This window comes from Mycobacterium sp. DL592, assembly GCF_011694515.1.
Lineage (GTDB): Bacteria > Actinomycetota > Actinomycetes > Mycobacteriales > Mycobacteriaceae > Mycobacterium.
Genome location: NZ_CP050192.1, coordinates 1,879,068 through 1,905,366 on the forward strand (window position 1 = coordinate 1,879,068; position 26,299 = coordinate 1,905,366).

At 69.2% G+C, this 26,299-nt stretch carries 23 protein-coding genes and 1 other RNA gene; 13 read left to right on the forward strand and 11 right to left on the reverse strand.

Annotation, left to right across the window (positions count from 1 at the left end):
* Positions 1 to 73: 73 nt before the first annotated feature.
* A complete protein-coding gene (locus HBE64_RS09075; protein ID WP_167100588.1) occupies positions 74 to 1,786 on the reverse strand; it encodes an amidohydrolase in 1,713 nt (570 codons plus the stop codon).
* Between the two features lie 19 nt (positions 1,787 to 1,805).
* Positions 1,806 to 2,621, reverse strand: coding sequence for an oxygenase MpaB family protein (locus HBE64_RS09080; protein WP_208300600.1), 816 nt, complete (start codon positions 2,619 to 2,621; stop codon positions 1,806 to 1,808).
* Positions 2,622 to 2,666: 45 nt separating this feature from the next.
* Here HBE64_RS09080 and HBE64_RS09085 point away from each other — a divergent pair, with 45 nt between their 5' ends.
* The gene (locus HBE64_RS09085; protein ID WP_167100591.1) at positions 2,667 to 3,632 is read left to right on the forward strand and encodes a cobalamin biosynthesis protein; all 966 of its coding nucleotides are present in this window, start codon (positions 2,667 to 2,669) and stop codon (positions 3,630 to 3,632) included.
* Here the strand turns inward: HBE64_RS09085 and HBE64_RS09090 are convergent.
* From HBE64_RS09090 to HBE64_RS09100, 3 genes are read right to left on the reverse strand one after another with little or no spacing between them, the layout of a single operon-like run.
* Positions 3,586 to 4,413 carry an SURF1 family protein gene (locus tag HBE64_RS09090; protein ID WP_167100594.1) on the reverse strand — a complete coding sequence of 276 codons (828 nt, stop codon included), beginning with the start codon at positions 4,411 to 4,413 and terminating at the stop codon, positions 3,586 to 3,588. The two genes, HBE64_RS09085 and HBE64_RS09090, sit on opposite strands and share 47 nt — an antisense overlap.
* Complete coding sequence (locus HBE64_RS09095) at positions 4,414 to 4,851, reverse strand: protein tyrosine phosphatase (protein ID WP_243841627.1); 438 nt, start codon at positions 4,849 to 4,851, stop codon at positions 4,414 to 4,416. It abuts the gene before it with no gap.
* 58 nt (positions 4,852 to 4,909) lie between these two features.
* The gene (locus tag HBE64_RS09100) at positions 4,910 to 5,674 is read right to left on the reverse strand and encodes an HAD-IA family hydrolase (protein ID WP_167100600.1); all 765 of its coding nucleotides are present in this window, start codon (positions 5,672 to 5,674) and stop codon (positions 4,910 to 4,912) included.
* On the opposite strand from HBE64_RS09100, the gene HBE64_RS09105 reads away from it, so the two are divergent.
* Genes HBE64_RS09105 through HBE64_RS09115 form a run of 3 tightly spaced genes read left to right on the forward strand, consistent with a single transcriptional unit; the run spans position 5,649 to position 8,508 of the window.
* Complete coding sequence (locus tag HBE64_RS09105; protein WP_167100603.1) at positions 5,649 to 6,698, forward strand: Nif3-like dinuclear metal center hexameric protein; 1,050 nt, start codon at positions 5,649 to 5,651, stop codon at positions 6,696 to 6,698. The genes HBE64_RS09100 and HBE64_RS09105 overlap by 26 nt on opposite strands.
* Positions 6,695 to 7,432, forward strand: coding sequence for a zinc ribbon domain-containing protein (locus HBE64_RS09110; RefSeq protein ID WP_167100606.1), 738 nt, complete (start codon positions 6,695 to 6,697; stop codon positions 7,430 to 7,432). Before HBE64_RS09105 ends, HBE64_RS09110 begins: the two co-directional genes overlap by 4 nt.
* Positions 7,429 to 8,508 (forward strand): bifunctional RNase H/acid phosphatase, encoded by a 1,080-nt coding sequence (locus HBE64_RS09115; RefSeq protein ID WP_167100609.1) that lies wholly within the window; start codon positions 7,429 to 7,431, stop codon positions 8,506 to 8,508. Before HBE64_RS09110 ends, HBE64_RS09115 begins: the two co-directional genes overlap by 4 nt.
* A 3-nt stretch (positions 8,509 to 8,511) precedes the next feature.
* Here HBE64_RS09115 and HBE64_RS09120 read toward each other — a convergent pair whose 3' ends face one another.
* On the reverse strand, positions 8,512 to 9,090 hold the full coding sequence (locus HBE64_RS09120) for a helix-turn-helix domain-containing protein (RefSeq protein WP_167100612.1): 579 nt from the start codon (positions 9,088 to 9,090) through the stop codon (positions 8,512 to 8,514).
* 46 nt (positions 9,091 to 9,136) lie between these two features.
* Between HBE64_RS09120 and HBE64_RS09125 the strand changes: the two genes are divergently transcribed.
* Positions 9,137 to 9,757 carry a cyclopropane-fatty-acyl-phospholipid synthase family protein gene (locus HBE64_RS09125; RefSeq protein ID WP_167100615.1) on the forward strand — a complete coding sequence of 207 codons (621 nt, stop codon included), beginning with the start codon at positions 9,137 to 9,139 and terminating at the stop codon, positions 9,755 to 9,757.
* Between the two features lie 19 nt (positions 9,758 to 9,776).
* An RNA gene (gene rnpB, locus HBE64_RS09130) (RNase P RNA component class A) lies at positions 9,777 to 10,173 on the forward strand.
* A gap of 364 nt (positions 10,174 to 10,537) precedes the next feature.
* Here the strand turns inward: rnpB and HBE64_RS09135 are convergent.
* On the reverse strand, positions 10,538 to 12,061 hold the full coding sequence (locus HBE64_RS09135) for a CYTH and CHAD domain-containing protein (RefSeq protein ID WP_167100618.1): 1,524 nt from the start codon (positions 12,059 to 12,061) through the stop codon (positions 10,538 to 10,540).
* Positions 12,062 to 12,235: 174 nt separating this feature from the next.
* Here HBE64_RS09135 and HBE64_RS09140 point away from each other — a divergent pair, with 174 nt between their 5' ends.
* Positions 12,236 to 14,077 (forward strand): fatty acyl-AMP ligase, encoded by a 1,842-nt coding sequence (locus tag HBE64_RS09140; protein WP_167100621.1) that lies wholly within the window; start codon positions 12,236 to 12,238, stop codon positions 14,075 to 14,077.
* Here HBE64_RS09140 and HBE64_RS09145 read toward each other — a convergent pair.
* The 3 genes from HBE64_RS09145 to HBE64_RS09155 are packed head-to-tail and all read right to left on the reverse strand — an operon-like array spanning position 14,074 to position 17,452.
* Complete coding sequence (locus tag HBE64_RS09145) at positions 14,074 to 16,074, reverse strand: 5-oxoprolinase/urea amidolyase family protein (protein ID WP_208300601.1); 2,001 nt, start codon at positions 16,072 to 16,074, stop codon at positions 14,074 to 14,076. The two genes, HBE64_RS09140 and HBE64_RS09145, sit on opposite strands and share 4 nt — an antisense overlap.
* On the reverse strand, positions 16,071 to 16,703 hold the full coding sequence (locus tag HBE64_RS09150) for an urea amidolyase associated protein UAAP2 (RefSeq protein ID WP_167100624.1): 633 nt from the start codon (positions 16,701 to 16,703) through the stop codon (positions 16,071 to 16,073). The genes HBE64_RS09145 and HBE64_RS09150 overlap by 4 nt, the downstream gene beginning before the upstream one ends.
* The gene (locus tag HBE64_RS09155) at positions 16,700 to 17,452 is read right to left on the reverse strand and encodes a DUF1989 domain-containing protein (protein WP_167100627.1); all 753 of its coding nucleotides are present in this window, start codon (positions 17,450 to 17,452) and stop codon (positions 16,700 to 16,702) included. Before HBE64_RS09155 ends, HBE64_RS09150 begins: the two co-directional genes overlap by 4 nt.
* Positions 17,453 to 17,606: 154 nt before the next feature.
* On the opposite strand from HBE64_RS09155, the gene HBE64_RS09160 reads away from it, so the two are divergent.
* Both HBE64_RS09160 and HBE64_RS09165 read left to right on the forward strand, forming a co-directional pair.
* Entirely contained in the window at positions 17,607 to 18,284 is a 678-nt protein-coding gene (locus HBE64_RS09160) for a TetR/AcrR family transcriptional regulator (protein WP_167100630.1), read from the forward strand.
* 10 nt (positions 18,285 to 18,294) lie between these two features.
* The gene (locus HBE64_RS09165) at positions 18,295 to 19,077 is read left to right on the forward strand and encodes an enoyl-CoA hydratase/isomerase family protein (protein WP_167100633.1); all 783 of its coding nucleotides are present in this window, start codon (positions 18,295 to 18,297) and stop codon (positions 19,075 to 19,077) included.
* Here the strand turns inward: HBE64_RS09165 and panB are convergent.
* The gene (gene panB / locus HBE64_RS09170) at positions 19,074 to 19,916 is read right to left on the reverse strand and encodes a 3-methyl-2-oxobutanoate hydroxymethyltransferase (protein ID WP_167100636.1); all 843 of its coding nucleotides are present in this window, start codon (positions 19,914 to 19,916) and stop codon (positions 19,074 to 19,076) included. The two genes, HBE64_RS09165 and panB, sit on opposite strands and share 4 nt — an antisense overlap.
* A gap of 214 nt (positions 19,917 to 20,130) precedes the next feature.
* On the opposite strand from panB, the gene HBE64_RS09175 reads away from it, so the two are divergent.
* The 4 genes from HBE64_RS09175 to glnA all read left to right on the forward strand — a co-directional run bounded on the left by HBE64_RS09175 (position 20,131) and on the right by glnA (position 26,275).
* Positions 20,131 to 21,549: a wax ester/triacylglycerol synthase family O-acyltransferase gene (locus HBE64_RS09175; protein ID WP_167108977.1), complete on the forward strand. Its 1,419-nt coding sequence runs from the start codon at positions 20,131 to 20,133 to the stop codon at positions 21,547 to 21,549.
* 78 nt (positions 21,550 to 21,627) lie between these two features.
* On the forward strand, positions 21,628 to 23,172 hold the full coding sequence (locus HBE64_RS09180) for an alpha/beta hydrolase (protein WP_167100639.1): 1,545 nt from the start codon (positions 21,628 to 21,630) through the stop codon (positions 23,170 to 23,172).
* A gap of 124 nt (positions 23,173 to 23,296) precedes the next feature.
* A complete protein-coding gene (locus tag HBE64_RS09185) occupies positions 23,297 to 24,835 on the forward strand; it encodes an alpha/beta hydrolase (protein ID WP_167100642.1) in 1,539 nt (512 codons plus the stop codon).
* Between the two features lie 99 nt (positions 24,836 to 24,934).
* Entirely contained in the window at positions 24,935 to 26,275 is a 1,341-nt protein-coding gene (glnA, locus tag HBE64_RS09190; RefSeq protein WP_167100645.1) for a type I glutamate--ammonia ligase, read from the forward strand.
* Positions 26,276 to 26,299 lie beyond the last annotated feature (24 nt).

Consider the following 26,299-nt stretch of genomic DNA (forward strand, 5'->3'; position numbering starts at 1 on the left):
ACTCCAGCGTCAGGCCGATGGTGAAATCCCTCCATCGAAGTCTCACTGAACACGAATCAGCGACACAGCCGGTTCAGCAACAGGCGCGGTGGGCCGTTTCGGTGACGTGCGCATGGGCACTGACGTCGATGCTTCGCACGGCTCCCAGGAACTCGTCGAGGTCGATTCGCTTGCCGCTCAACCACGTTCCGCTCACCTGAGCCGTCTCGGTGAGGGCGGCCGGGTCGACGGTGTAGGGATCGGCGGTCAGTTCGGTGAAGTCGGCGAGCTTGCCGACGGTGATCGAACCGACGAGATCCTCCCGGTGCAATGTCCGCGCGGCGTCGATGGTGTGGGCGCGCAACCCCTGCTCCAGCGAGATCGCCTGATCCGCCCCGTGGACAGTGCCCGCCCTGGTGCGCCGCGACACCGCAGTCTGGATGTTCAGCACCGGTGTCGGCGGCGACACCGATCCGTCGTTGTGCAGCGACACCACCGCCCCGGCGGCCACCGCGTCACCGAACGCCTGCCAGCGGCTGCCGTGCTCGTGGTCGAACAGCTTGCCGTCCAACAGATCTCCCCAGTAGTAGTACTGGAACGGCGCCATCGAGACGTACACCCCCAGCGCGGCGGCCCGCTCGAACTGGGCCCGGGTGCCCGCGCCAAGATGCTCCAGCCGCCAACGATGGTCGGTGCCGATCAGGTTGTGCCGGTGCAACGCCGCCTCGTAGGCGTCGAGCGCCAGCTCGATCGCAAGGTCCCCGTTGGCGTGGAAGGACATCTGCCAGCCGGCCGGCGCGGCCTTGTCCAGGATGGCGTCGAGCTGCTCACGGGTGTAGTTCATCGACCGCGCCCCGCCGGCCACCGCGGGGTCGATACCGGCGTCGGCGGTGGTCGAGTTGCTCAGGTAGGGAAACGAGATCGCGATGTTGCCGATCCACGGCGAGCCGTCGGTCCACAACTTGACGCCGCGCTTGACCAGCAGGGCCTCACCGGCCGCGAAGCTCTCCGGCTCGGCGTAGGCGTCTGAGGTCGACATCTCCCACATGCTGACTCGTAGTGGACACGACGGCGCCGCGGCCAGCGCCTCGTAGGCGGTCTTGATCTTGCGGTCGTAGGTCATGTCGGAGGTGGATGTGTAGCCCCCGCGTGCCATCGACGCGTAGTACTGCGCCGCGCTGACCAGGGGATTGCCGCCCAGTTCGGCCAGCACCGGCGCGGCGATCGCCATGATCGCGGCCGTTTCGAAGCCCTGGCCGTTGAGGCTGCCGTCGGCGTTTCGGCCGTAGTGGGCACCGGCCGGATCCGGCGGCGGGCTGACATCCCAGCCGTTGCGCTTCATCACCGCGGTGTCGAAATACGCGCCATGCCCCGAGTTGTCGGTGATCACCGCGACCCGCTCGCCGAACATCCGGTCGAGTTCGTCGGCCTTCGGGGAGGGCCGGCCGTGCAGAAGAGCGTCGAAACCGGCGAACAGCAGTGGTGTCGCCGGATCGGTCGCGGTGATCGCCTCGGCGATGATCGCTTCCACGTCCGCCCAGGTCGGTGCGACCCACGGCGCGATCGAGCGGGCCGGTGGCTGGGTGGCCACCCCGCTCATCACCGGATGGCTGTGCGGTTCGACGAACCCGGGCAGCAGCGCAGCCACCCCAGTGTCGATCACCTCGGCATCCGGGCACGCCGCCCGGCATTCGACCAACGTGCCGACCGCGGCGATGCGGCCGTCGGTGACGGCCACGGCCTCAGCGCGCGGCCGTGCCGAATCCATCGTGATCACGGTGCCTGCCGTCAGAATCTGGCTGGACATGGTTCCCCCTCGGTGTTGTTCAGACGACGCGTTTCCCCAACCGGGCACGAGCCCGCATATCCCACAGATACAGCTGATAGCCCAGAATCCAGGCCCGCTGCGGGATCAGCACATCGGCCAATCGCAGGGCGCTCAGCAGCCACTCGAAGCGGCGCTGCTGGCTCGCGCCCCACGGCAGCTTCATCATGCTGCGGAACTCCGCGGGCAGAAATCCGGTCGTGGCGAACAGGTTGAAGCGGCCCACCGTCGCTCGTACCGGCCACGGCAGGAACTCCATGGCCGCGACACCCTTGAGGTGCTCGCGTACCGGCGGGTCGATGGACAGCTCGTCGAGCGAGCGCTTCCAGTACTCCTCGAACGCCGGCCGGTCAGCCGGCCACATCGAGTCACCCACCTGAAGCGTGGTGCCCAGACGTCTGGCGTCGGCGTACACCGCGTCAGCCGCCGCATCGTCGAGCGGGCCGTGCAGGAACTCGTGCTGATCGACGTAGTAGCGGTACAGGCACGCCGCCACCCACAGCTGCAGCTTCGGGTCGAATGCGCGGTAGGAAACCGGGCTGTCCGGGCCGGAGCGCACCTGGGCATGCGCGGTGTCCACCGCCACCCGGATCAGGGCGCGGTCGGCGTCGGTGCCGATCGTCGCCGCGGCCAGATAGGTGCTGGTGGTCCTGGCCCGCTTGATCGGATGCTTGTAGACGTTGCCGCTGTCGACGGGACTCTCCAGCACGCCGTAGCCCACTCCGGGATGAGCGAGCTGCATGACGACATTGGCGGCGGGCAGCAACACCGCGGCCGGGTTGAGCAGGTCGGCAACCCGCGTCGGGTGTCGCGTCATCGCGCCCTCATGGGGGCAGTACACCACGTGTGAGAGAGTGCCGGAGTGTTTGTGCGCAGACCGTGGCGGGCCACCGGAATCGTGCTCGGCCAACTGGCCGACGTCGCGTTCGCCGACCCGCAGCGCTACCATCCGGTCGCGGGGTTCGGTTGGTGCGCAGCCGCACTCGAATCCAGCACCTACCGCGACAGCCGCGCCGCAGGCACCGTGCACGTGGCTGTTCTGCTGGGTGGTCTGACGCTCGTGGGCGCGGCGGTACAGCGCGGTGCGCGCGGTGGTCCCGCGCTGGGCGCGGTGACCGCCGCGGCGACCTGGGTGGCACTCGGCGGGACGACGCTGGCCCGCACCGGGACGCGACTGGCCGATCTGCTCGACGCCGGTGACCTCGACGGTGCCCGTGACCTGCTGCCGTCGCTGTGCGGGCGCGACCCCTCGGTGCTCGACTCCGACGGGCTGGCCCGTGCGGCGCTGGAGTCGGTGGCCGAGAACACCTCTGACGCCCATGTCGCCCCGCTACTGTGGGCCGCGCTGGGGGGAGTACCGGGGGTGCTGCTGTACCGCGGCGCCAACACGCTCGACGCGATGATCGGCAACAGGTCACCGCGCTACGCCCGATTCGGTTGGGCCGCAGCACGATTGGACGATGCCGCCAACTATGTCGCGGCCCGGCTAGCCGGTGTGCTGGTGGTGCTGTGCGCACCTGCCGTCGGCGGCTCGCCCGCGGGTGCGCTGCGGGCGTGGCGCCACGACGCCGCCCGCCACCCCAGCCCGAACGCCGGGGTGGTGGAGGCGACGTTCGCCGGGGCGCTGGGGGTGCGATTGGGCGGGCCGACACAGTACCGGCACGAGCTGGAGATCCGTCCTACACTCGGCGACGGTCGGGTGCCCGGGGTCGAAGACCTGCGCCGGTCGGTGACGCTCTCGCGGGTGGTGCAGGTGGCCGCGGCGGGGGTGGCCGTCGGGCTCAGCGCCGCCGGCCGTAACGGTCGGCGAGCTTGTCCTCGACGGTGAGCGGCGCAGACGGTGTGGTGGCCGCGGCCGCGGACGCTTCGGCGTCGCGGCGGCGGGCCTTGACCTCGCTGTAGATGAAGTAGCCCAGGCCGATCGGCGCAACGATGCCGAACGCGATCCACTGAATCCCGTACGACAGGAACGGCCCGGCGTCCAGATGCGGTAGCTCGGCGACACCGAGGACCCCGGGCTGATTCTCGGTCAGCTGCAGATACGAGCCCGCCAGCGGAACCCGGGTCGCGGCCGACACCGCGCGGGTGTCGACCGCATACACCTGGGTGACGCCGTTCTCGGTGAACGCCGGCTTGTCCGGCGGCGCGGTCTCGGAATCCCGCAGGCGGGCGGTGATCGACACGGTGCCGCCGGGCGCAGGCGGGATCGCGGGTACCGCGGTGCCTTGCACCGGGCGGAGGTAACCGCGGTCGACCAGCACGGTGGGGCCGCCGTCGACGGCGAACGGCACCAGCACCTCGTAGGCCGGCTCGCCGCCCACCACCCGCAGCCGCGCCACCACCTGGGCGTCGGTCAGGTAGCGCCCGGTCGCGGTGACCTGTCGCCACTGGGCGTCGGGCGCCGACGAATTCTGTTGCGGAAGAAACGTTTTCACCGGTACCGGAGCCGCCGTCAGCGACGACTGGATCTGCTGGTTCTCCCGCTCGGTCTTGGTGTTCTTGCCCAGCTGCCACGGGGCCAGCACCGTGAAGCACAGGTAAGCGAAGGCCACCACCACCAGGCCCAGTGCCCACCAGCCCGGCTTCAGCAGGAACGACCACCGCTTCATCTAGCCGGCCAGACCCTCGGCGGCCAGTTGCTCGTCGACCCAGGCATGCAGTCCCGGCAGCGACGCCGCGATGACGGTGAACGTCTCCTCGAAATCGGCGTGCGTGCCGTAATACGGGTCTTCGACGTCGAGAGCGTGCGCGCCGGAGCGGGGATCGAAGGCCCGCAGCATCCGCAACCGCTCGGGTTCCACCCCGAGGTCGGTGAGGAAGCGCAGGTGATTGCGGCCCATCGCGATCACCAGGTCGGCACTGAGATGGACGTCGGCGAGCTTGGCCGCCCGATGCTCGGTGGGGTAGCCGTGCTGGCGCAGGACGGCGTTCGTGCGGGCATCGGCCCCTTCACCGGCGTGCCAGTGCCCGGTCCCGGCGCTGCTCACCCGCACCACGTCGGCCAGGCCGCGCTCGGCGATCTGGTGGGCGAACATCTTCTCGGCCATCGGCGACCGGCAGATGTTGCCTGAGCAGACGAACGTGACATGCAGCAATTCCGAGGTCTCAGACACCGAGCACCTCACGCAGCGCAGCGACGGAGCTGACGTGGGCGGCCGCGGCGGCCGCCGTCTCGGGATCGGCGAAGTCTTCTGCGCCGTAACCCCAGCCGACCACGATGGTGTCGATGCCGTGTTCGGCCGCGCCCTCCACGTCATGGGCGCGGTCGCCGACCATCACCACCTGCGGCGGCAGGGGCTGTAGCTGGCTCAGCGCGTGCGCCACCACCTCGGCCTTACTGGAGCGGCTTCCGTCGACGCTGGCGCCGGCGATCACGTCGAACGCCTCGGCAAGACCGAAGTGCTCGAGGATCCGCCGCGCGGTGGGTTCGGCCTTCGAGGTGGCCACCGCCAACCGCACGCCGGCGGCCCGCAGGTCGTCGAGCAGCTGCGGAATGCCGTCGAACAGGCTGTTCATCGCCCAGCCGCGAGTGGTGTAGTCGGCCCGGTAGGCGGCCATCGCGTCGTCGGCCCGCTCGCCGAGCCCCATACCCGTCAGGGTCTGGTGCATCGGGGGACCGACGATCCGGCCCGCCAGGTCGCCGCCGGGGACCTCAGCGCCCACGGCCGCCAGCGCATGCCGGAAGCTGGCGACGATGCCGTCCGCGGAATCGGTCAGGGTGCCGTCGAGATCGAAGATCACCAACTGCGGGCGGGTAGCGGAGGCCGTGCGGGTCACGCCCCCATTGTCCCTGATCGCCCGGCGGTACTGTGCTTGGCGTGGTGGACGCGGTGGAGATGTCGAGATGAGCGCACGACTCGCCGAGATCATCGCTGTGCTGGACGTGGCCTACCCGGCCAGCCTGGCCCACAGCTGGGACTCGGTCGGCCTGGTGTGCGGTGACCCCGATGACGTCATCGACTCCGTCACGGTGGCCGTGGACGCCACCGCCGAGGTGGTCGCGACGGTCGGGCAGCGCGGGCTGCTGCTGGCCCACCACCCGCTGTTGCTGCGCGGCGTGGACACGGTGGCCGCCAGCACCCCGAAAGGTGCGTTGATCCACCAGTTGATCCGCGCCGGCTCCGCCTTGTTCACCGCCCACACCAACGCCGATGCGGCCGACCCCGGGGTGTCCGACGCCCTGGCAGACGTGCTTGGGTTGACCGTCGAGGGCGTCCTGGAGCCGGCGGCTCGGCCCGACACCGACAAATGGGCGATCCTGGTGCCACCAGAGCACTCCGAGGCGCTGCGGGCAGCGCTCTTCGCGGCCGGCGCCGCACCGGCGATCGACACGGCCGGGACGGTGCAGGACCGCGTTGAGGTGGTGGCTCCGGCGCGGTTGCGGGCTGAGATCCTGGCCGCCGTGCGTGCCGCCTACCCCGGGGAGGAGCCGGCGTTCGAAGTGGTGAGCCTGGCTGCGCTGCCGGCCGGTGTGGGCATCGGCCGGATCGGCAGCCTCGCCGAGCCGCTGCGGTTCGCCGACTTCGTCGCCCGGGTGGAGGCGGTGCTGCCGCAGACCACCTGGGGTGTGCGCGGCTCTGGCGACCCGGATGCCCCGGTGTCGCGGGTGGCGGTCTGCGGCGGAGCCGGTGACTCACTGCTCGGGGTGGCCTCGGCCGCCGGCGTGGACGCCTACGTCACCTCCGATCTGCGGCACCATCCCGCCGACGAATACCGGCGGGCCGGGGGGCCGGCGCTGGTCGACGTCGCGCACTGGGCCGGCGAATACCCGTGGTGCGCTCAGGCCGCCGACTTGCTGGGCTCGTATTTCGGCCCGGCGCTGCCGGTCGCCGTCAGCGGCATCCGTACCGACCCGTGGAACATCGAGCATCAACCCCCGAAAGGCAAGCTGTGAAAGCTGAAGTGACACAGCAGCGTTCGCTGCTGGAGCTGGCAGAGCTGGACGCCGAGCTGACCCGTACCGACCATCGCGCGGCCCATCTGCCCGAGCAGCAGGCCTACGAGCAGGTACTGGCCGAGCACCGGGCCGCCAGTGACCATCTCGCCGCCCTGGTCATCGCGATCGAGGACCTCGACGCGCAGGTGGCCCGGTTCGAGTCCGAGATCGACGGCGTGCGCCAGCGCGAGGAGCGCGACCGCGGGCTGCTCGATTCCGGCACCGTCAACCCCAAACAGCTCGAAGAGCTCTCGCATGAGCTGCAGACTCTCGAGCGCAGGCAGGCCAGCCTGGAGGACTCCCTGCTGGAGGTGATGGAGCGCCGCGAACAACTGGTGGCCGAGCGGTCCACCGCCGAGGTGAAACTCGAAGCGCTGCAGCACGATCTGGCCACCGCGGAGGCAGGGCGCGACGAAGCGCTCGGCGACGTCGACAAGGTGCGCGCCGCGAACGCGTCACGCCGCGCCGACGTGGTGGCAGGCCTGGACGCCGCGCTGGCGCAGCTCTACGAACGTCAGCGCAAGTCATCGGGAATCGGTGCGGCCCGGCTGCTCGGCGGCCGGTGCGGGGCCTGCAGTATCGAGATCGACCGCGGCGAGCTGGCCCGGATTTCGGCGGCCGCCGACGACGAGGTGCTGCGCTGCCCGGAATGCGGGGCAATCCTGTTGCGTATCAACGGGTTCAGCCGGTGAGAGTAGTCGTCGAGGCCGACGGCGGATCGCGCGGCAACCCCGGCCCGGCCGGCTACGGCGTGGTGGTGTGGTCGGCCGACCGTCAGCAGGTGCTCGCCGAGCACGGCAGCGCGATCGGTGTGGCGACCAACAACGTCGCCGAATACCGCGGTCTGATCGCAGGGCTGGAGGAGGCCCGCAGGCTGGGCGCTACCGACGTAGCGGTGGCGATGGACTCCAAACTGGTCATCGAGCAGATGGCCGGGCGCTGGAAGGTCAAGCACGCCGCGATGGCCGAGCTGCATCAGCAGGCCCGCGCCCTGGCGTCGACGTTCGACTCGGTGAGCTACGAGTGGATCCCGCGCGAACGCAACGCCTATGCCGACCGGCTGGCCAACGAGGCGATGGACCAGCCCGCCTCGATCGCCGACCCGCCAGCGGGGGCGGTGGCCGTGCCGCCCGCGGCCTGGACCGGCAACCGTGGCGAGCCCACCCGCTTCCTGCTGCTGCGCCACGGCCAGACCGAACTGTCGGTCGCCCGCCGCTACTCGGGCCGCGGCAACCCCGAACTGACCGAGACCGGCCGCGGGCAGGCTGAGGCGGCCGCCCGGTATCTGGGCGAGCGCGGCGGCGTGACCGCGGTGGTGTCCTCACCCCTGCAGCGCTGCGTGCAGACGGCCACCGCGGCGGCGTCCGCGCTGGGGCTGCAGGTGGCCATCGACGAGGACCTGATCGAGACGGACTTCGGCGCGTGGGAAGGCCTGACCTTCACCGAAGCCGCCGACCGTGACCCCGGCCTGCACGGCCAGTGGCTGCGCGACACCAGCCTGCGACCGCCCGGCGGGGAGAGCTTCGACGACGTCGCCCACCGGGTGCGTCGCGCCCAGGACCGCATCATCGCCGCTCATCCCGGCCAGACCGTCCTGGTCGTCTCGCATGTGACGCCGATCAAGACGATGCTGCGGCTGGCGCTGGACGCCGGGGCGAGCATCCTGCACCGTCTGCACCTGGACCTGGCCTCGCTGAGCATCGCGGAGTTCTATCCCGACGGCGGCTCGTCGGTCCGGTTGGTGAACCAGACGTCCTATCTGGGCTGAGCACTACGACCGCAGGTGAACCCGCTCGCCGTGGGCGCCGAACAGGATGATGGCCTCCACGGCGGAGTCGACGGCACCGAACCAGTGCGGGGTCCAGGTGCTGAACTCCACCGCCTCGCCGGGGTCGATGACGAAGTGCTGCTCGCCGAGGATCAACTGGAGCCGGCCGGACAGCACGTAGAGCCACTCGTGGCCCTCATGGGTCGGCAGTTCGGACGGAGGTGTTCGACGGCGGGCACTGATCCGGATCTTGAAGGCCTGCAGGCCCGCCGCGCCGCCGTGGCGGGTCAGCGGCCAGTACGTCACCAGGCCGCGGGTCTGCGCCGGGGCCCGCACCCGTGGGTCGGTGGCCTGCGACGGGCCCAGCAGTTCGTCGGTGCTGACCGACAGCGCGGCGGCCAGCCGGGGGAGATGGTCGAGGGCCAGCCGCCGTTTACCCGACTCGAGCCGGCTCAGAGTGGAGACGTCGATACCGGCGCGGGTGGCCACCTCCTCGAGGGTCAGCCCCATCCGGTTGCGCAGCTCACGCAGCCGCCGCCGCACCCGCAGGTCGACATCGACGTCGGAGTCGTTTGCCTGCATGGCAAAAGACCTTGCCAGCTTCTGCTGTTGCGGACAAGCTCGACGCATGGACAACGAACATCAGGCCCACTGGGAGCAGCGGTACGCCGAGAAGCCGCGGATCTGGAGCGGACGGGTCAATGCCCGGCTGGCCGAGCTCGTCCCGCAGATCGACGGGGATGTCGTGCTGGACCTGGGCTGCGGGGAGGGCGGCGACGCGATCTGGCTGGCCGAGCACGGCTGGGAGGTGGTGGCCGTCGACGTCTCGGCCACCGCACTGGCCCGCGCCGCCGAGGAAGCAGATAAGCGTGGAGTGCTGTCGCACATCGACTTTCAGCAGCACGACCTGACCCGGACCCTGCCCGAGGGGCCGTTCGACCTGGTATCGGCACAGTTCTTCCACAGCATGGTGGACATGGACCGCCCGGCGATCCTGCGCCGCGCCGCCGCGACCGTCGCCCCCGGCGGCACGCTGCTGATCGTCGACCACGGCGGTGCCCCGCCCTGGGCGCCCGAGGAGGTCCGCCACCACGTGTTCGCGCCGCCCGACGAGGTGGTCGCCAGCCTCGCGCTTGACCCCGCGCAGTGGGAGACGGTCCGGGTCGGACCGGTGCCGCGCGAGGTCGTCGGACCCGACGGCGAGCACGCCATCCTGGCCGACAACATCATCCAGCTGCGACGGCGATGAGCTACCGTGTTCAGGCGGACGAGTTGGCCGGGCGGCCGCGGCTCACCTGGTGAGTCGAGGAAAGTCCGGACTTCACAGAGCAGGGTGATTGCTAACGGCAATCCGAGGTGACTCGCGGGACAGTGCCACAGAAAGTAAACCGCCACCCCGCAGGGGTGGTAAGGGTGAAACGGTGCGGTAAGAGCGCACCAGCGTTCCGGGTGACCGGGATGGCTCGGTAAACCCCACCCGAAGCAAGGCCAAGAGGTCGCACCTGGTGCGGCTGCGCAGGCGTTCGAGGGCTGCTCGCCCGAGCCTGCGGGTAGGCCGCTCGAGGCACTCGGCGACGGTGTGCCCAGATGGATGGTCGCCGCCGCCTTGTCACGGTCAACCGGGGCAGGGCGGAACAGAATCCGGCTTACAGGCCAACTCGTCCGCCCCCGAGTCAGGCTGACGAAGGCATGTTGAGCTCCATCGCTTCTCCGCAGTTCTCGCAGGCCATGACGCTGATGTTCGTGGCCACCCAGTGCACCGCGCGACACCGACGACACCGCACATTGCGATGCCGTACCGGTGATCCGGCCTGGACTGCGGTCGGCGACTTGACGTCGTTCATGTTGCGCCCCCCCCGGGTGCGTTCGGCCTGCGAGGCTGAACTTAGCCGACCACTCGGGTGCACCGCGGCGGAATCGCCGCTCGTTGTGTCCCGATCTTGCCGGGGGCACTACTGGCCGAAGTATTCCGGCCAGTCCGACGCTACTGCTCGAGGACCTCGCTCCTTACCCGATTCCGCCGACTGGCTCAGTGCGCCTTAGCGACGGCGCGCCTCAGCGCGCGCAGCGCGTCCTCGAGTTGTTCGCGGGAGCGCTGGGCTAGATCGTCTTCTTGCTGATAGAGCAGGCCATAGGTGAACGTGTCCTCACCGGCGGTGTGGGCGGCCTCGGCCTGCTGACTCAGGTGGGTGCGGCTGACCACGCTGTCCTGGTGGTCGCCGAGCAGGGTCTGGATGACCTTGGCCCGGTCCGACACCTTCGGCTCACCCGTGGCGGCCGCGACGTAGCGAAGACGCTTGGCGCCCTTGCGGATTCGGTGCAATGCCTCGTCCTTGTGCTCCTCTTCGGCGTGCGCTGCCGTCCTGGCCGCCTTGCGGATCCGCTTGTAGGCCGAGTCGATACTCACCGGCGGGTGCTCCTCGCCGGGGGCGGGCGGCGCCGGCTCGGCGGCGACCAGAGCCTCCAGCGCATCGAGCAGGCGGAAGTACCGCGGGGAGCGCATCGCGGCCAGCGACCGGCGCAGGCCGGCCTGGTAACGCCGCTTGGCCCCGTCCACCAGGCGCTCGCGCACCGGGCCGCGGACCAATTCCGGGGCCAGCTCGTCCAGGGCGCGCTCGAAGCGCTCGGCAAGCACCTCGGCGTCGCGGGCCACGCCCAGGACCGCGGCCAGCTGCCGCAGCTCGTCGAGCACCCACGCGTCGTCGGTCAGGCCGAAGGCGTCCTCCGACGACTGCAGCAGGCTGCGGATCTTGCGGGTGGTCACCCGCATCTGATGCACCGAATCCCAGGTGTCGGCGCGCACCGCCCGGTCCCACTCCAACATCTGGTCCACCTGCTCGGCGACCGCCCGGTGCACGGGATCAGCGGACGGCTCCGGACGGGCGGGGGCCGCCGGCAGCCCGGCCTGCAGGACCTTGGCCAGCTTCGAACCGTGCCCGGCGGGGACGGCACCGGCGTCGAGCAGCCGGTTGGCCAGCCGCGCGAGCACGTCCTTGCCGCCGTCAGCTTCCCCGTCGACCAGTTCCAGCTCCCACTCGTGCCAGTGCTGTTCCTCGCCGTCGGCGCCGTCGGCGGGATCGATGGCCCACGCGCTGACCTGGTCATCGCAGAACTCGGCGAGTGCAGCGCCGTCGATTCCGTAGACCAGCACGACATTGCGGGTGGTCGAGATCCGGGCGACGGGCACCAGGGGACGGTCCCGCACGATGGCCAGCACGATGTCGACGAGTTCGGCGGGCACCTCGCTGGCCGCGGCGTGCGCACCGTCGTCCAGCGGCGCATAGACCTCGGTGCGGGCGTCCGGTCCGGCAGGCAACTTCAGGTGCCAGCCGGCGTCCGGCCCGCCGGTGCGACGGCGCAGCGTGACACGCCGCCGCGCCAGGTCCTGGCCGGATGTGTCGAAATACACCGCATCCAGCGACTGTGACGGAAGCCGCTCGACCCGGGAGACGAACGTCAGTCCCTCGAACGACGGGAACACCGTTGCAGGCGGGACGTCAAACTTCTGCTCGACCTCGACGTGGCGGGCCGAACCCGCAGCTTTAGCAGCCATTTCCACCTTCGCTCGCGACATCCCGTGCGGTCCGTATCGCCGCACAGGGTGTCACATCCAAGTGAACACGAAGCCGCGCCGCCGTGTCGCCGGCCGCCGCCGGAGCTCCTGTGTATTCGGCGGCGCGCCGCGCGTGGGCCGGGGAAATGTGCTGGCCGATCGTAAAATTCGGTCATGAGCCGCGAACCCGCATCCGCTGCCGACCAGGGGGTACGGCTGAGGCTCGAGGACTATCTCGACGACAGCGGCAACATCGCACTTCCGGCCGATCTGACCATCACGCATTTCCTCGATCACAACATCGCGCAGTTCGGCGATACCGCCGCCTACCGCTACCTCGATTTCGACCACGACTCCGCAGGCCTACCGATCGAGCTGGCCTGGCGGGAGCTTGGGATGCGGCTGCGCGCGGTGGGGGCGCGGCTGCAGCAGGTCACCTCGCCGGGTGACCGGGTGGCGATCCTGGCCCCGCAGGGGGTCGACTACGTCGTCGGCTTCTTCGCGGCGATCCAGGCGGGCAACATCGCGGTGCCGCTGTTCGCACCGGAACTGCCGGGCCACGCCGAGCGGCTCGACGCGGTGCTGACCGACGCGCTGCCCGCAGCGGTGCTGACCACCACGGCGGCCGCTGCAGCCGCGCAGGCTTTCGTCCGCAAGCTGCCCCGCTCCCGACGGCCGCGGGTGATCGCCATCGACGCGGTGCCCGACTCGGTCGGGGAGACGTTCGTGCCTGCGCACCTCGAGAGCAACGGCATCGCCTACCTGCAGTACACCTCGGGATCGACCCGCAGCCCCGCAGGGGTGGAGATCACCCACCGCGCCGTGTTGACCAACGTCGTGCAGATGATCATCTCGGTCGGGCTGGACTGGGACACCGCCAGCGTCAGCTGGCTGCCGCTGTTCCACGACATGGGCCTGCTGATGATCATGTTCCCGGCCCTGTTCGGCGGTCACCTGACGTTGATGTCGCCCACCGCGTTCGTCCGCAGGCCGCACCGCTGGATCAAAGAGCTTGCCACCGAAGCCAAACGAGGCCGAACGTTTGCCGCGGCGCCCAACTTCGCCTTCGAGCTGGCCGCGCAGCGCGGCCTGCCCCCGGCCGGTGAGGACCTCGACCTGAGCAACGTCGCCGGGCTGATCAACGGCTCCGAGCCGGTGAACATCGCCTCGATCGACAAGTTCAACGCGGTGTTCGGGCCCTACGGGCTGGCGCCCACCGCGGTCAAACCGTCCTACGGCATGGCCGAGGCCACTCTGTTCGTCTCCACGATCGGCTCCGAGGACCGGGCCACCGCCATCTACCTGGACCGCGAGGAACTCGGCATGGGCCGTGCCGTTCGGGTGGCCCGCGACGCGCCCAGTGCCGTCCCGCAGGTCTCCTGCGGCCACGTCGCCCGCAGTCAATGGGCGGTCGTCGTCGACCCCGACTCGGAAGCTGAGCTGCCCGACGGCCGGGTCGGCGAGATCTGGCTGCACGGCGAGAACATCGGACGCGGCTACTGGGGCCGCGAGCGCGAAACCGAGCTGTCGTTCCGCAACAAGTTGCAGGTGCGGTTGGACAGCGGCAGCCACGCCGAGGGCGTCCCGGCCAACAGCATGTGGTTCCGCACCGGCGACATGGGTGTCTACCTAGACGGCGAGCTCTACATCACCGGCCGGATCAAGGACCTGGTCATCATCGACGGCCGCAACCACTACCCCCAGGACATCGAGGCCACCGTCGCCGAGTCGTCGAGCGCGGTGCGCGCCGGGTTCGTCACGGCGTTCTCGGTGCCCGGGCCCGACGGTGCAGGCGAGCGGCTGGTGATCATCGCCGAGCGCGGGCCCGGTGCCGGCAAGGCCGATCCCGAGCCGGTGATCGAGGCCATCCGTGCGGCTGTTTCCCGACACCACGCGCTGCCGGTCGCCGATGTGCGACTGGTCGCCGCAGGCGCGATCCCGCGCACCACCAGCGGCAAACTCGCCCGACGGGCCTGCCGGGCCGAGTATCTGGCCGGGGCGCTCGGCGCGCGCTAGCTGGCCAGCTGACCGGAGAACTCGCCGGCTTTATCCCACGCCTGGCGCTCGGCGCCGAACGCCTCGGCCTGCTGCGCACGGAACGTGGCGATGCTGTCGGCGTTGTCCGTGAGGAATCGTTGGTAGTGCGACATCGAGAACTCGCCGTCACGGATGTCGACGTTGCCCCGGCCCGCCGCCATGTCGGCCCGCAGGTCGAGAAGTTCCTCGGCGCTGACGGGGTAGAAGCCGATGCGATCGAAATAGCGCAGCAGCCAAGGTGTTCCGGGCTCGAAAGACTGAGAATCGTTGGGGTGCTGGTGATTCCATACTTGAGTGGTACGCCCGACGAACTGGTAGCCGCCGGGGCCCTCCATCCCGTAGATGCACAGGTATGCACCGCCGATGCCGACGGCGTTCTCCGGTGTCCAGGTCCGGGCCGGGTTGTACTTGGTGGTGACCAGCCGGTGGCGCGGGTCCAGTGGGGTGGCCACCGGCGCACCCAGATACACGTCGCCCAAGCCGAGCACCAGGTACTGGGCCTGATAGACGATGTCGTGGACCGCCTCGACATCGGCGAGGCCGTTGATGCGGCGGATGAACTCGATGTTCCACGGGCACCACGGCGCGTCGGCACGCACACCGTGGATGTAGCGCTGGACCGCCTCGTGGGTCGACGGGTCGTCCCAGGACAGCGGCAACTGCACGGTCCGGCTCGGGACCACGAGTTCGTCTGTGGCGGGCAGTGTTTCCTCGGTACGGGCCAGCAGGTCGACGAGTTCGGGCATCGAGATCACGGCGGGGTCGAACTGCACCTGCAATGAGCGCACGCCCGGGGTGAGTTCGGTGACCCCGGGTACCCCGCTGGCCAGCATGGACTCGTAGAGCACGTGGACCCGTGCGCGCAGCGCGAGGTCGAGGACCATCGGCCCGTATTCGACGAGCAGGCCGCCGTCACCGTCGCGGCGGACCGTCACCGCGATATCGTCGGCGCCGTTGAACCGCGTCAGGACGCCGTCGTCGGCGTCAGCCGCGGTGGAGATCACCAGGGGGAGCGAGGCGCGCCGGTCGGCGTCGATGGTGCCCAGCGACGGCGCGCGATCGGCCCGCACCGGAACGAAGCGGACCCGGTCACCCGGCGCCATCTGGCCGAGCTTCCAGCGGTCGCCGCGTACCACGGTGACCGGACAGACGAAGCCGCCCAGGCTCGGACCGTCCGGACCCAGCAGGATCGGGGTGTCGCCGGTGAAGTCCAAAGTGCCGACACAGTAGGCATTGTCGTGAATGTTCGACGGGTGCAGGCCGGCCTCGCCGCCGTCGGTCCTGGCCCACTGTGGCTTGGGGCCTTCCATGCGTACGCCGGTACGGTCGGAGTTGAAGTGCACGGTGTAGTCGGTGTTGATCAGGGTGTCGATGTCGGCGCGGGTGAAGAACTCCGGCGCCGCGTGCGGGCCCTCGGTGACCGCGACCTCCCAGCGATGGCCGATGGCGGGCTGTTCGTCGATGGCGGCGCGGGCGGGCCGGCTCGAGACCGGGCCGGGGTCGTGCCCGGCGGTCAGCTCGTCACCCTCGCGCAGCGGCCTCCCGTCGTGGCCGCCGAACGTGCCGAGGGTGAAGGTGGCTGTGCTGCCGAGATATTCGGGCTCTTCCAGCCCACCGGCGATCAGGATGTAGCAGCGCATGCCGGGGCCGTCGACCATCCCGACATCGAGCAAACCACCGGCGGGTACGGTGAGCGACTGCCACTGCGCCACCGCCACTCCGTCCAGCGTCACCGGTGCCGGAGCGCCGGTGACGCACACCCGTCCACCGTCGGGAAACCGAAGGGCCGGACCGGCTTTGGTGCATTCCAGCCCGGCGGCACCCTCGGGGTTGCCCAGCACGCGGTTGCCGAGGCGGAACGACAGGTCGTCCATCGGTCCCGACGGCGGCACCCCGACATGCCAGTAACCGACCCGGCCGGGCCAGTCCTGAACGGTGGTCAGCATTCCCGGCCGGACCACCTGGAGGTTGCTCATGATGCGGTGATCACCATCCGCACCGGTGTGGGGTTGAACCCATTGCACGGGTTGTTGATCTGCGGGCAGTTGGAGACCAGCACCAGGGTGTCGCTCTCGGCGCGCAGTGTCAGCGACTTGCCCGGGGCGGACAGGCCGTCGACGATGCCCAGGGTGCCGTCGGCTTCGACCGGCACGTTCATGAAGAAGTTGACGTTGGAGACGATGTCGCGCTTGCCCATTCCCCATTTCGCAGCCTCGGCCAGGAAGTTCTCGGCGCAGGCGTGCTGGTGCACGGTGTGGTGCCCGTAGCGCAGGGTGTTGGACTCCTTGGAGCAGGCACCGGCGATGGTGTCGTGGTTACCGACCTCGTCGGCGACGATCGACACCAGTGGCCTGCCGTCGGCGGCGCGCAGTACCGAGCCGGTGGTCAGGAAGATGTTGCCCTGCTCGGCCACGGTGACCTGGGCGCTGTAGGGTCCGGTCGGATCGACCCGGTCGCCGTCGACGGCGTAGAACAGCGTGTCCACTGCCTGGTTGCCGTGCAGGTCGATGATCTGCAGGGACTGGCCGGTGCGCAGGATCGCCGACCACGGCGCGCAGGCCGCCACCACCTCGTCGCTGATCACCGTCGGAAGTGCGGTCGTCATCGAAGTGCCTCACTGGATTGTGCTGCGGCCCAAGTTGATTCGGTGTTGAACAGGGCCCTGAGATACTCGGGGTCGTCGTTGACCGGGGTGAGCAGTTCTTCGGGGGTGCGCCACGCGACGATGTCGAGTCCGGTGACGGCCGGCGTCGGGTCGAGGGGATGGGCGGTGTTGACCACCGCGACGACGACGGGCAGATGGATGAGCAAGTCGACCGCGGCGCCGGGGCCGGCCGAACCGGTGAAGGTGAGCGCACCGGAGTCTTCGACCCGCGCGCCTTTGAACAGCGTCGCAGACGGGGCGACGTCACGAATATCCATGCCGTGCTTGATCGTTGCGAGCAGCATCGTGGGCCGGGCCGCCGGGGGCAGGCCGCAGAGCATGTCGTGGTGACCGGAGGTGTCGGCGACGACGGTGGCCAGCACCCGGCCCTGGTCGGACAGCAGTGGGTGGCCGGCGCTGAGGTAGGCCTGCCAGGGCACCTTCATGGTGTCGGCGACGTTGAGCCGCTCCCACGATGCGTCGGCACGAAACAGCAGCAGGTGCGCGCACGCGCCGCCGTCGGGGTCGGTGAACCGCAGCCGCGTTCCGCGGCCGAGCACCCGGGTGGCGTACGACTCGGCGGGCACGGACTCCGACCACACCAGGCGGGTGTCGTCGACGCCGTCCGGCACAGCCGGGACGCGCATGGCCGCGGCGGCGGCCTGGGAGCGGGCGTGCGAGCGGGCGCCGTCGGTCGACGCGGTGGTCATGGTGCACTCCTGTCCGGGGCAAGCCCGATTAACTGTCAAGTGAAAGTTTTAAGTGACCCCGTTCCCGTCGGGTGTCACGGGTGTAACGCTTACGTTGACTCTATTTCTATCAAATGACAGTTATTGGCGCATGCCGGGAATGCAACAATGGCGTATGCGCAGCGAGGGCCGGGGCCGTCCGCGCCTCGAGCAGTCCCGCCGACCGGGCAATACCGCCCGCGAGGAGATCCTGGACGCGGCGGCCGAACTGTTCACCACGGTGGGTTACGCGGCGACGTCCACCCGCCGCATCGCCGACGCGGTCGGCATGCGGCAGGCCTCGCTCTACCACCACTTCGCCACCAAGGACGACATTCTCGACGCGCTGCTGGCCGGCACCGTCGACCAGCCGCTGGCGCTGGCCGCCGACCTGCTCGCCCAGCACGGCCCGGCCGCCGAGCGGTTGCACGCCCTGGTGGTCGGCGACGTCTCGCAGCTGTGCGCCAAGCGCTGGAACCTCGGCGCGCTCTACCTGCTCCCCGAGTTGCGGGTCGACCGCTTCGAGCAGTTCCGGATCAGCCGTGAACAACTGCGCGGCCGCTATCGGCAACTGGCGGTCCAGGTGATCGCCGAATGCGACGGAGTCCCCGACGCCGACGACCTTCCCTTCCGGCTTGTCGAGTCGGTGATCAACCGTCGTTCCGACGACGGGGCATGCCCACCGGAGACGCCATGGATCATCGCCGACGGCGCGGTCCGGATCCTCGGCTGGCGCGGCGATGCCGCCGCCCTGCGGGACCGCAGTGCCGACCGGCTGCAGACCCGGCGCGAGGAGCCCGCGGTCACCGGTTAACGTGTGCCGGGTGAGTGAATACGAGACCCTGAGCTTCGAGCAGAGCGGGCCGATCGCACGCATCGTGTTGGACCGCCCCGAAGCTGCCAACGGCATGAACGACACCATGACCCGGGAGTTGGCGGAGGTCGCGCAGCGCTGCACCGCACCCGAGGTCAAGGTCGTCGTGCTGACCGGGGCCGGCCGGTTCTTCTGCGCGGGTGGCGATCTCAAGGCGATGGCGGCCTCACCGCTGGGGCCGGGGCCCTTCGTCAGGGGCATCGCTGATGACCTGCACCGCGCCATCGCGACCTTCGCGCGGATGGACGCCGTCCTGATCACCGCGGTCAACGGTGTCGCCGCCGGGGCCGGCTTCAGCCTGGCGGTCGCCGGCGATCTCGTGCTGGCCGCCGAGAACGCCTCGTTCACCATGGCCTACACCAAGGCGGGGCTGAGCCCGGACGGCAGCTCGTCGTACTACCTGCCGCGACTGGTCGGCGTGCGCCGTGCCACCGAGCTGATGCTGACCAATCGCACGCTGAGCGCGGCCGAAGCCGTCGAGTGGGGACTGGTCACCGAGGCTGTGCCCGCCGCCGAGCTTGCGGCCAAGGCGCAGGCGCTGGCTGAGCACATCGCTTCGGCGGCAAAGGGTTCCAGCAGTGCCGTCAAGAAGTTGCTGTTGACGACGTTCGGCAACGACATCGAGACGCAGATGGATCTGGAGTCCGAATACATCGGCGCGTGTGCCGACAGTCCGGACGGTGCCGAAGGGATCGATGCGTTCCTCAACAAGCGCGCGCCGAAGTTCGCCTAGAAGCTGTGCTCCTCGGCGGGGAAGGCGCCCGTCGCGACCTCAGATGCGTATTGCGTTGCGGCACGGCGTAGTTCACTGCCGACGTCACCGAAGCGCTTGACGAACTTGGCGGTCTTGCCGCTGGTGAGCCCGGCCATGTCCTGCCACACCAGCACCTGGGCGTCGCAGTTGGGGCCCGCGCCGATACCGACGGTCGGGATGGTCAGCTTGCCGGTGATCTGGGTGGCCAGCTCGGCGGGCACCATCTCCATCACCACCGTGAACGCGCCGGCTTCCTGTACCGCGATGGCGTCGTGAATGGTCTGCTCGGCGGCGTCACCGCGGCCCTGCACACGGAAACCCCCGAGGCCGTTGACACTCTGCGGGGTGAAGCCGATGTGAGCCATCACGGGTATGCCCGCGGCGGTCAGCGTGGCGATCTGGTCGGCGACGCGCTCGCCACCCTCCAGCTTCACCGCGTGCGCGCCGGCCTCCTTGAGGAACCGGGTGGCCGTCGCCAAGGCCTGCGCGGGGCTGGACTCGTAACTGCCGAACGGCAGATCGGCCACGACCAGCGCGTGCTCGGCGCCGCGGACCACACCGCGAACCAGGGGGATCAGCTCGTCGACCGAGATCGGCACCGTGGTGTCGTAGCCGTAGACGACGTTGGCGGCGGAGTCACCGACCAGCAGCACCGGAATCTCCGCCTCGTCAAAGGCGCGGGCGGTCGAGTAGTCGTAGACCGTCAGCATGGCCCACTTGTGGCCCTCGGTCTTCCATTTGTGCAGGTGATGGGTCCGTACCTTGATGCGCGGCACAGAAGGCGTGGTACAGCCACCGTAAACAGTCTGCTCAGACATCGTTGTCCCTAGTGATGGTCTTTGTCGATCCTCGTGGCCCATCCGGGTCCCCGGGTTCGTCTGACCTGATAAGTCTGCCACCGCCACCCGGCAAAGGTGAACGGCAAGTGAAGTGGACTTTGTCACACCACAATCCCGGCCGGTGTGCGGCGTTGGCCCAATCCGGCTCGGGGGGCATCTGAGCGGACATACGATCGGCGGCATGGTCCAACACCTGCAGCGGCTCAGCGGACTCGACGCCAGTTTCCTTTATCTCGAAACCCCTTCCCAGCCACTGCATGTGTGCTCAGTGCTCGAGTTGGACGCCGCCACGATTCCGGGCGGCTACACCTTCGACCGCCTGCGCGAAGCACTGCAGTTGCGGATCAAGGCGATGCCGAACTTCCGGGAGAAGCTCGCCAACAGCTTCCTCAACCTCGACCACCCGGTGTGGGTGGAAGACGAGCACTTCGACATCGACCGCCACCTCCACCGCATCGGCCTGCCCGCCCCCGGCGGCCGGGTCGAACTGGGGGAGATCTGCGGTCATCTCGCCTCGTTGCCGCTGGATCGCCGCTACCCGCTGTGGGAGATGTGGGTCATCGAAGGAGTGGCGGGAACCGACGCCCGCAACGGCGGACGGCTGGCCGTGCTGACCAAGGTGCACCACGCCGCCGTCGACGGAGTCACCGGCGCCAACCTCATGTCGCAGCTGTGTTCCACCGAGCCCGACGCCCCGCCGCCGGCCCCGGTCGACGGCCAAGGTGACGCCAACCCGCTGCGCATCGCGCTCGGCGGTCTCGGCAACTTCGTGTCCAGGCCGATGCACCTGGCCACCAACGTGCTTCCGTCCACCGTGACCACGGTTTTCGACACCGTCAAACGCGCGGTCGGCGGCCGGGCGATGGCCGCCCCGTTCGCCGCACCCCAGACCCGCTTCAACGCCAGCGTCACGGCGCACCGGAACGTCGCCTTCGCCGAGCTCGATTTCGACGACATCAAGAAGGTCAAGAACCACTTCGGGGTCAAGGTCAACGACGTGGTGATGGCTCTGGTCGCCGGCGTGCTGCGCCAGTTCCTGCTCGAGCGCGGCGAACTGCCCGACTCCTCGCTGGTCGCGATGATCCCGGTGTCGGTGCACGACCGCTCGGACCGGCCTGGCCGCAATCAGGTCTCCGGGATGTTCTCCAAACTCGAGACCCAGATCGAGGACCCGGCCAAGCGCCTGGCGGCTATCGCCGAGGCGAACGACACCGCCAAGGAACACAGTTCGGCGATCGGCGCGACGCTGCTGCAGGACTGGAGCCAGTTCGCCGGGCCCGCGATCTTCGGTGTCGCGATGCGGGTCTACGCCCGCAGCCGGCTCACCGAATCCCGTCCGGTACACAACCTCGTCGTCTCCAATGTGCCCGGACCACAGATCCCGCTGTACTTCCTCGGTGCCGAAGTCACCGCGATGTATCCGCTGGGCCCGATCTTTCATGGCTCCGGGCTCAACATCACCGTGATGTCGCTCAACGGCAAGCTTGACGTCGGGCTGATCTCATGTCCTGAGCTGCTGCCCGACCTGTGGGACATGGCTGACGATTTCGCCGTCGGGATGAAGGAACTGCTCGACGCGACGAAACCGGCCACCAAACAAGGCCGTAAGTGAACCGCGGCTGACCCGAAAGCTCGCCGTCGGCGGGTCGGTGCGTAAGGCACCCCCGAAAAGCATGGCAGCATGATTGCCATGAGGCAGTACCCCCGCCCGCGCGTCCTTCGCACCGCACTGGTGCTCACCGCTGTGGCCGGACTCGTCGCGAGCGCCGGCTGCAGCACCATGGTGTCGGGAACGGCCGTCATCGCCGAGCCCAGGCTCGGACAGCCGGTGACGTGGGGGCCGTGCCGGGTGGCCGGCGGTGGCGGGGGCAACGCACTGCCGATCCCGGCGGGCGCGCAGTGCGGCAAGATCGCCGTCCCGGTGGACTACGCCAAGCCCGACGCCGGGATCGCCAGTCTGGCGCTGATCCGGTTTCCGGCCACCGGTGACAAGATCGGCTCGCTGATCATCAATCCCGGCGGCCCGGGGGAGTCCGGTATCGAGGCGGCCGCCAGCATCGTCGAGAACCTGCCCGCCAACGTGCGCCAGAAGTTCGACCTCGTGGGCTTCGACCCCCGTGGGGTGGGGTCCTCCACGCCGGCACTGTGGTGCAACTCCGACGCCGACAACGACCGGCTGCGGGCCGACCCGCAGGTCGACTACAGCCCCGAGGGCATCGCGCACATCGAGGGCGAGACCAAGGCCTTCGTCCAGCGGTGCGTCGACAAGATGGGCAAGGACTTCATGGCCAACATCGGCACTGCCAGTGTCGTCAGGGACATGGACTCGTTGCGCGCGGCGGTCGGCGACGACAAGATCACCTACCTGGGCTACTCGTACGGCACCCGCATCGGGTCGGCCTACGCCGAAGCGTTCCCGGACAAGGTCCGGGCGATGATCCTCGACGGCGCCGTCGACCCCAACGCCGACCCGATCCAGGCCGACATCGACCAGGCGGCGGCGTTCCAGCAGGCCTTCAACGACTACGCCGCGGACTGTGCCAAGGACCCGACCTGCCCACTGGGCACCGATCCCGCCAAAGCCGTTGACGTCTACCGCAACCTGGTCGACCCGCTGGTGAAGAAGCCGCTGCCGACCGCCGACCCGCGCGGACTGGCCTACAGCGACGCGATCATCGGCACCATCATGGCGCTGTACTCGCCCAATCTGTGGCGGCACCTGACCCAGGCGCTCAGCGAGATGACCAAGGGCCGCGGTGACACCATGCTGGCGCTGGCCGACATGTACATGCGACGCGACGCCCAAGGCCACTACACCAACGCCACCGACGCCCGTATCGCCGTCAACTGTGTCGACCAGCCGCCGATCACCGACCGCGCGAAGGTGATCGAGGAAGACCGCAGGATGCGCGAGGTCGCGCCGTTCATGAGCTACGGCGAGTTCACCGGCAACGCGCCACTGAGCACCTGTGCGTTCTGGCCGGTTCCGCCGACCAGCACACCGCACTCCGTTGCCGCGCCCGGCCTGCCGCCGGTGCTGGTGGTGTCGACGACCAATGACCCGGCCACGCCCTATCAGGCGGGTGTCGACCTGGCCAAGCAACTGGGCGGGGCACTGCTGACCTTCAACGGAACCCAGCACACCGTCGTGTTCCAGGGGAACACCTGCGTGGATAACTACGCCGCCGCTTACCTCGTCGACCTCACCGTCCCGCCTCCCGGTGCCACCTGCTGATTACTGAAAACCCCAGCGGGACAACGGTTTTACGTCCCCGTCAACAAGTGTTACCGAAGTCGGCCCCATCCGAGATCGACGCGTGACCGGCTCGCCGTCACGTTCGCGGCCCGGCCGTGCGACGATGACACCCATGGGACGCACGAGTCGACTGGGCTCGGCTCTGTCCTCTTGGTTCCTCTGCACCGTGCTTGCCCTCGGTGTCGCGGTGCCGCCGGCCGCTGCCACTGAACCAGGAGCCGGTCAGACGACGGCGCCGCAAGCTCTCTGGGGAAGCTGTGAACGCTTCCTCGGCAGCAGCTCCCGTGACGTCCCCACCGCGGTGTGCGCCGCCGTCCCGGTTCCGGTCGACGACGCCGATCCCGCTGGGGCACAAGCGCAATTGGCCGTCATCAAGATCCCGGCCAGCGGGCAGCGCATCGGCGCGCTGTTCATCAACCCCGGCGGTCCGGGCGCATCTGCCGTCGACGCCACCGTCACCATGGCCTACGCCCTGGCGGGCAGCCCCATCAGCGAGCACTTCGACCTCGTCGGCTTCGACCCGCGCGGCGTCGGCCACTCGACCCCCGAGTTGCGGTGCCGCACCGACGCCGAGTTCGACGCCTGGCGGCGCAACCCGATGGTCGACTACAGCCCCGAGGGCGTCGCCGCGATCGAACAGATCTACCGCGACTACGCCGCCGAGTGCGCCGCCAAGATGGGCACGGCATTCCTGGCCGGGGTCGGAACCGCCTCGGCGGCAAAGGATATGGACACCGTTCGCCAGGTGCTCGGCGACGACACGATCAACTACCTCGGCTTCAGCTACGGCACCGAGCTGGGCACCGCCTACCTGGAGCGCTACCCGGAGCGGGTGCGCACGATGGTTCTCGACGGTGCGATCGACCCCGAGCAGGACACCGTCAGCTCGATCATCGAGCAGATGAACGGCTTCCAGGTGGCCTTCAACGACTACGCCGCCGACTGCGCCAAGTCGCGGGGCTGCCCGCTGGGCACCGATCCGACTCAGTGGGTCGCACGGTTCCACCAGCTCGTCGACCCGCTGGTGACCACGCCGGGTCCGACGTCGGATCCGCGTGGCCTCAGCTACCAGGACGCGATCACCGGCACGTTCAACGCGCTGTACGCGCCGCAGTACTGGAAGTTCCTCACCAGCGGTCTGCTCGGTCTGCAGCGGCACAGCGACGCCGGCGACCTGTTGCTGCTGGCGGACGAATACCAGGGCCGCGACCCGTTGGGCCGCTACGGCAACGGGCAGGACGCCTTCAACGCGATCCGCTGTGTGGACGATGCGACACCGTCAGACCCCGCGGTGTGGGCAGATATCGACAGGCGGACCCGCGAATCGGCGCCGTTCCAGTCCTATGGCCAGTACACCGGTTTCGCGCCGCGGGACATCTGCGCCTTCTGGCCGGTGCCGCCGACGTCGTCACCGCACCCTGCGTCACCGGCGCCGCCGGGCAGCGTCGTCGTCGTCTCCACGACGCACGATCCGGCCACTCCCTACGAGGCGGGGGTGAACCTGGCCCGCCAGTTGAACGCAACGCTGGTCACCTACAACGGCACCCAGCACACCGCGGTGTTCAACGGAGACATCTGTGTGGACTCGGCGATCATGCGCTACTTCGTCGACCGGATGGTTCCCGGCGACCTGCGGTGCTGATGTTCTAGTCGGCGTGCTTGGAGCCGCCGGTATCGGCGCAACCGCGGCATTTACCTCCCACGTAACACAGAATTAACAGCCGGTGCATACGCTCGCGTCATGGACCGCCAGAAGGAATTTGTGCTCCGCACGCTGGAAGAACGGGATATCCGGTTCGTCCGGCTGTGGTTCACCGACGTGCTCGGCTTCCTGAAGTCGGTCGCCATCGCACCCGCAGAGTTGGAGGGGGCCTTCGAGGAGGGCATCGGCTTCGACGGCTCCTCGATCGAGGGCTTCGCGCGGGTCTTCGAATCCGACACTGTCGCCCGGCCCGATCCGTCCACCTTCCAGGTGTTGCCCTGGACCACCAGCGGCGGCCAGCACCACTCGGCGCGGATGTTCTGCGACATCACCATGCCCGACGGCTCGCCGTCCTGGGCCGACAGTCGCCACGTGCTGCGCAGGCAGCTGGCCAAGGCCAGCGACCTGGGCTTCTCCTGCTACGTGCACCCGGAGATCGAGTTCTTCCTGCTCGAGCCCGGCCCCTACGACGGCTCGGTGCCCGTGCCTGCCGACAACGGCGGCTACTTCGACCAGGCCGTCCACGACTCGGCCCCCAACTTCCGCCGTCACGCGATCGACGCCCTGGAGCAGATGGGCATCTCGGTGGAGTTCAGCCACCACGAGGGTGCACCCGGTCAGCAGGAGATCGACCTGCGCTACGCCGACGCGCTGTCGATGGCCGACAACGTGATGACCTTCCGCTACGTCGTCAAGGAAGTCGCACTCGCCGAAGGAGTGCGGGCGTCGTTCATGCCCAAGCCGTTCGCCGAATACCCCGGCTCGGCCATGCACACCCACATGAGCCTGTTCGAGGGCGAGACCAATGCCTTCCACAGCCCCGACGACCCGCTGCAGCTCTCCGACGTCGCCAAGTCGTTCATCGCCGGCATCCTCGAACACGCCAGCGAGATCAGCGCCATCACCAACCAGTGGGTGAACTCCTACAAGCGGCTGGTGCACGGCGGCGAGGCGCCGACCGCGGCCTCCTGGGGTGCGGCCAACCGCTCCGCGCTGGTGCGGGTACCGATGTACACCCCGCGCAAGGCGGCCTCGCGCCGCGTCGAGGTCCGAAGCCCCGACTCGGCCTGCAACCCGTACCTGACGTTCGCGGTCCTGCTGGCCGCCGGACTGCGCGGTGTCGAGAAGAACTATGTGCTCGGCCCGCAGGCCGAGGACAACGTGTGGATGCTGACCCCCGAAGAGCGCCGCGCCATGGGCTACCGGGAGCTGCCGTCCAGCCTGGGCATCGCGCTGTCGGAGATGGAGAGCTCCGAGCTGGTGGCCGAGGCACTCGGCGAGCACGTCTTCGACTACTTCCTGCGCAACAAGCGCAAGGAGTGGGAGGACTACCGCGCCAACGTCACTCCGTTCGAGCTGAAGGCTTACCTGTCGCTGTAGCCGATCGCTGACCGGGCGTGCGCT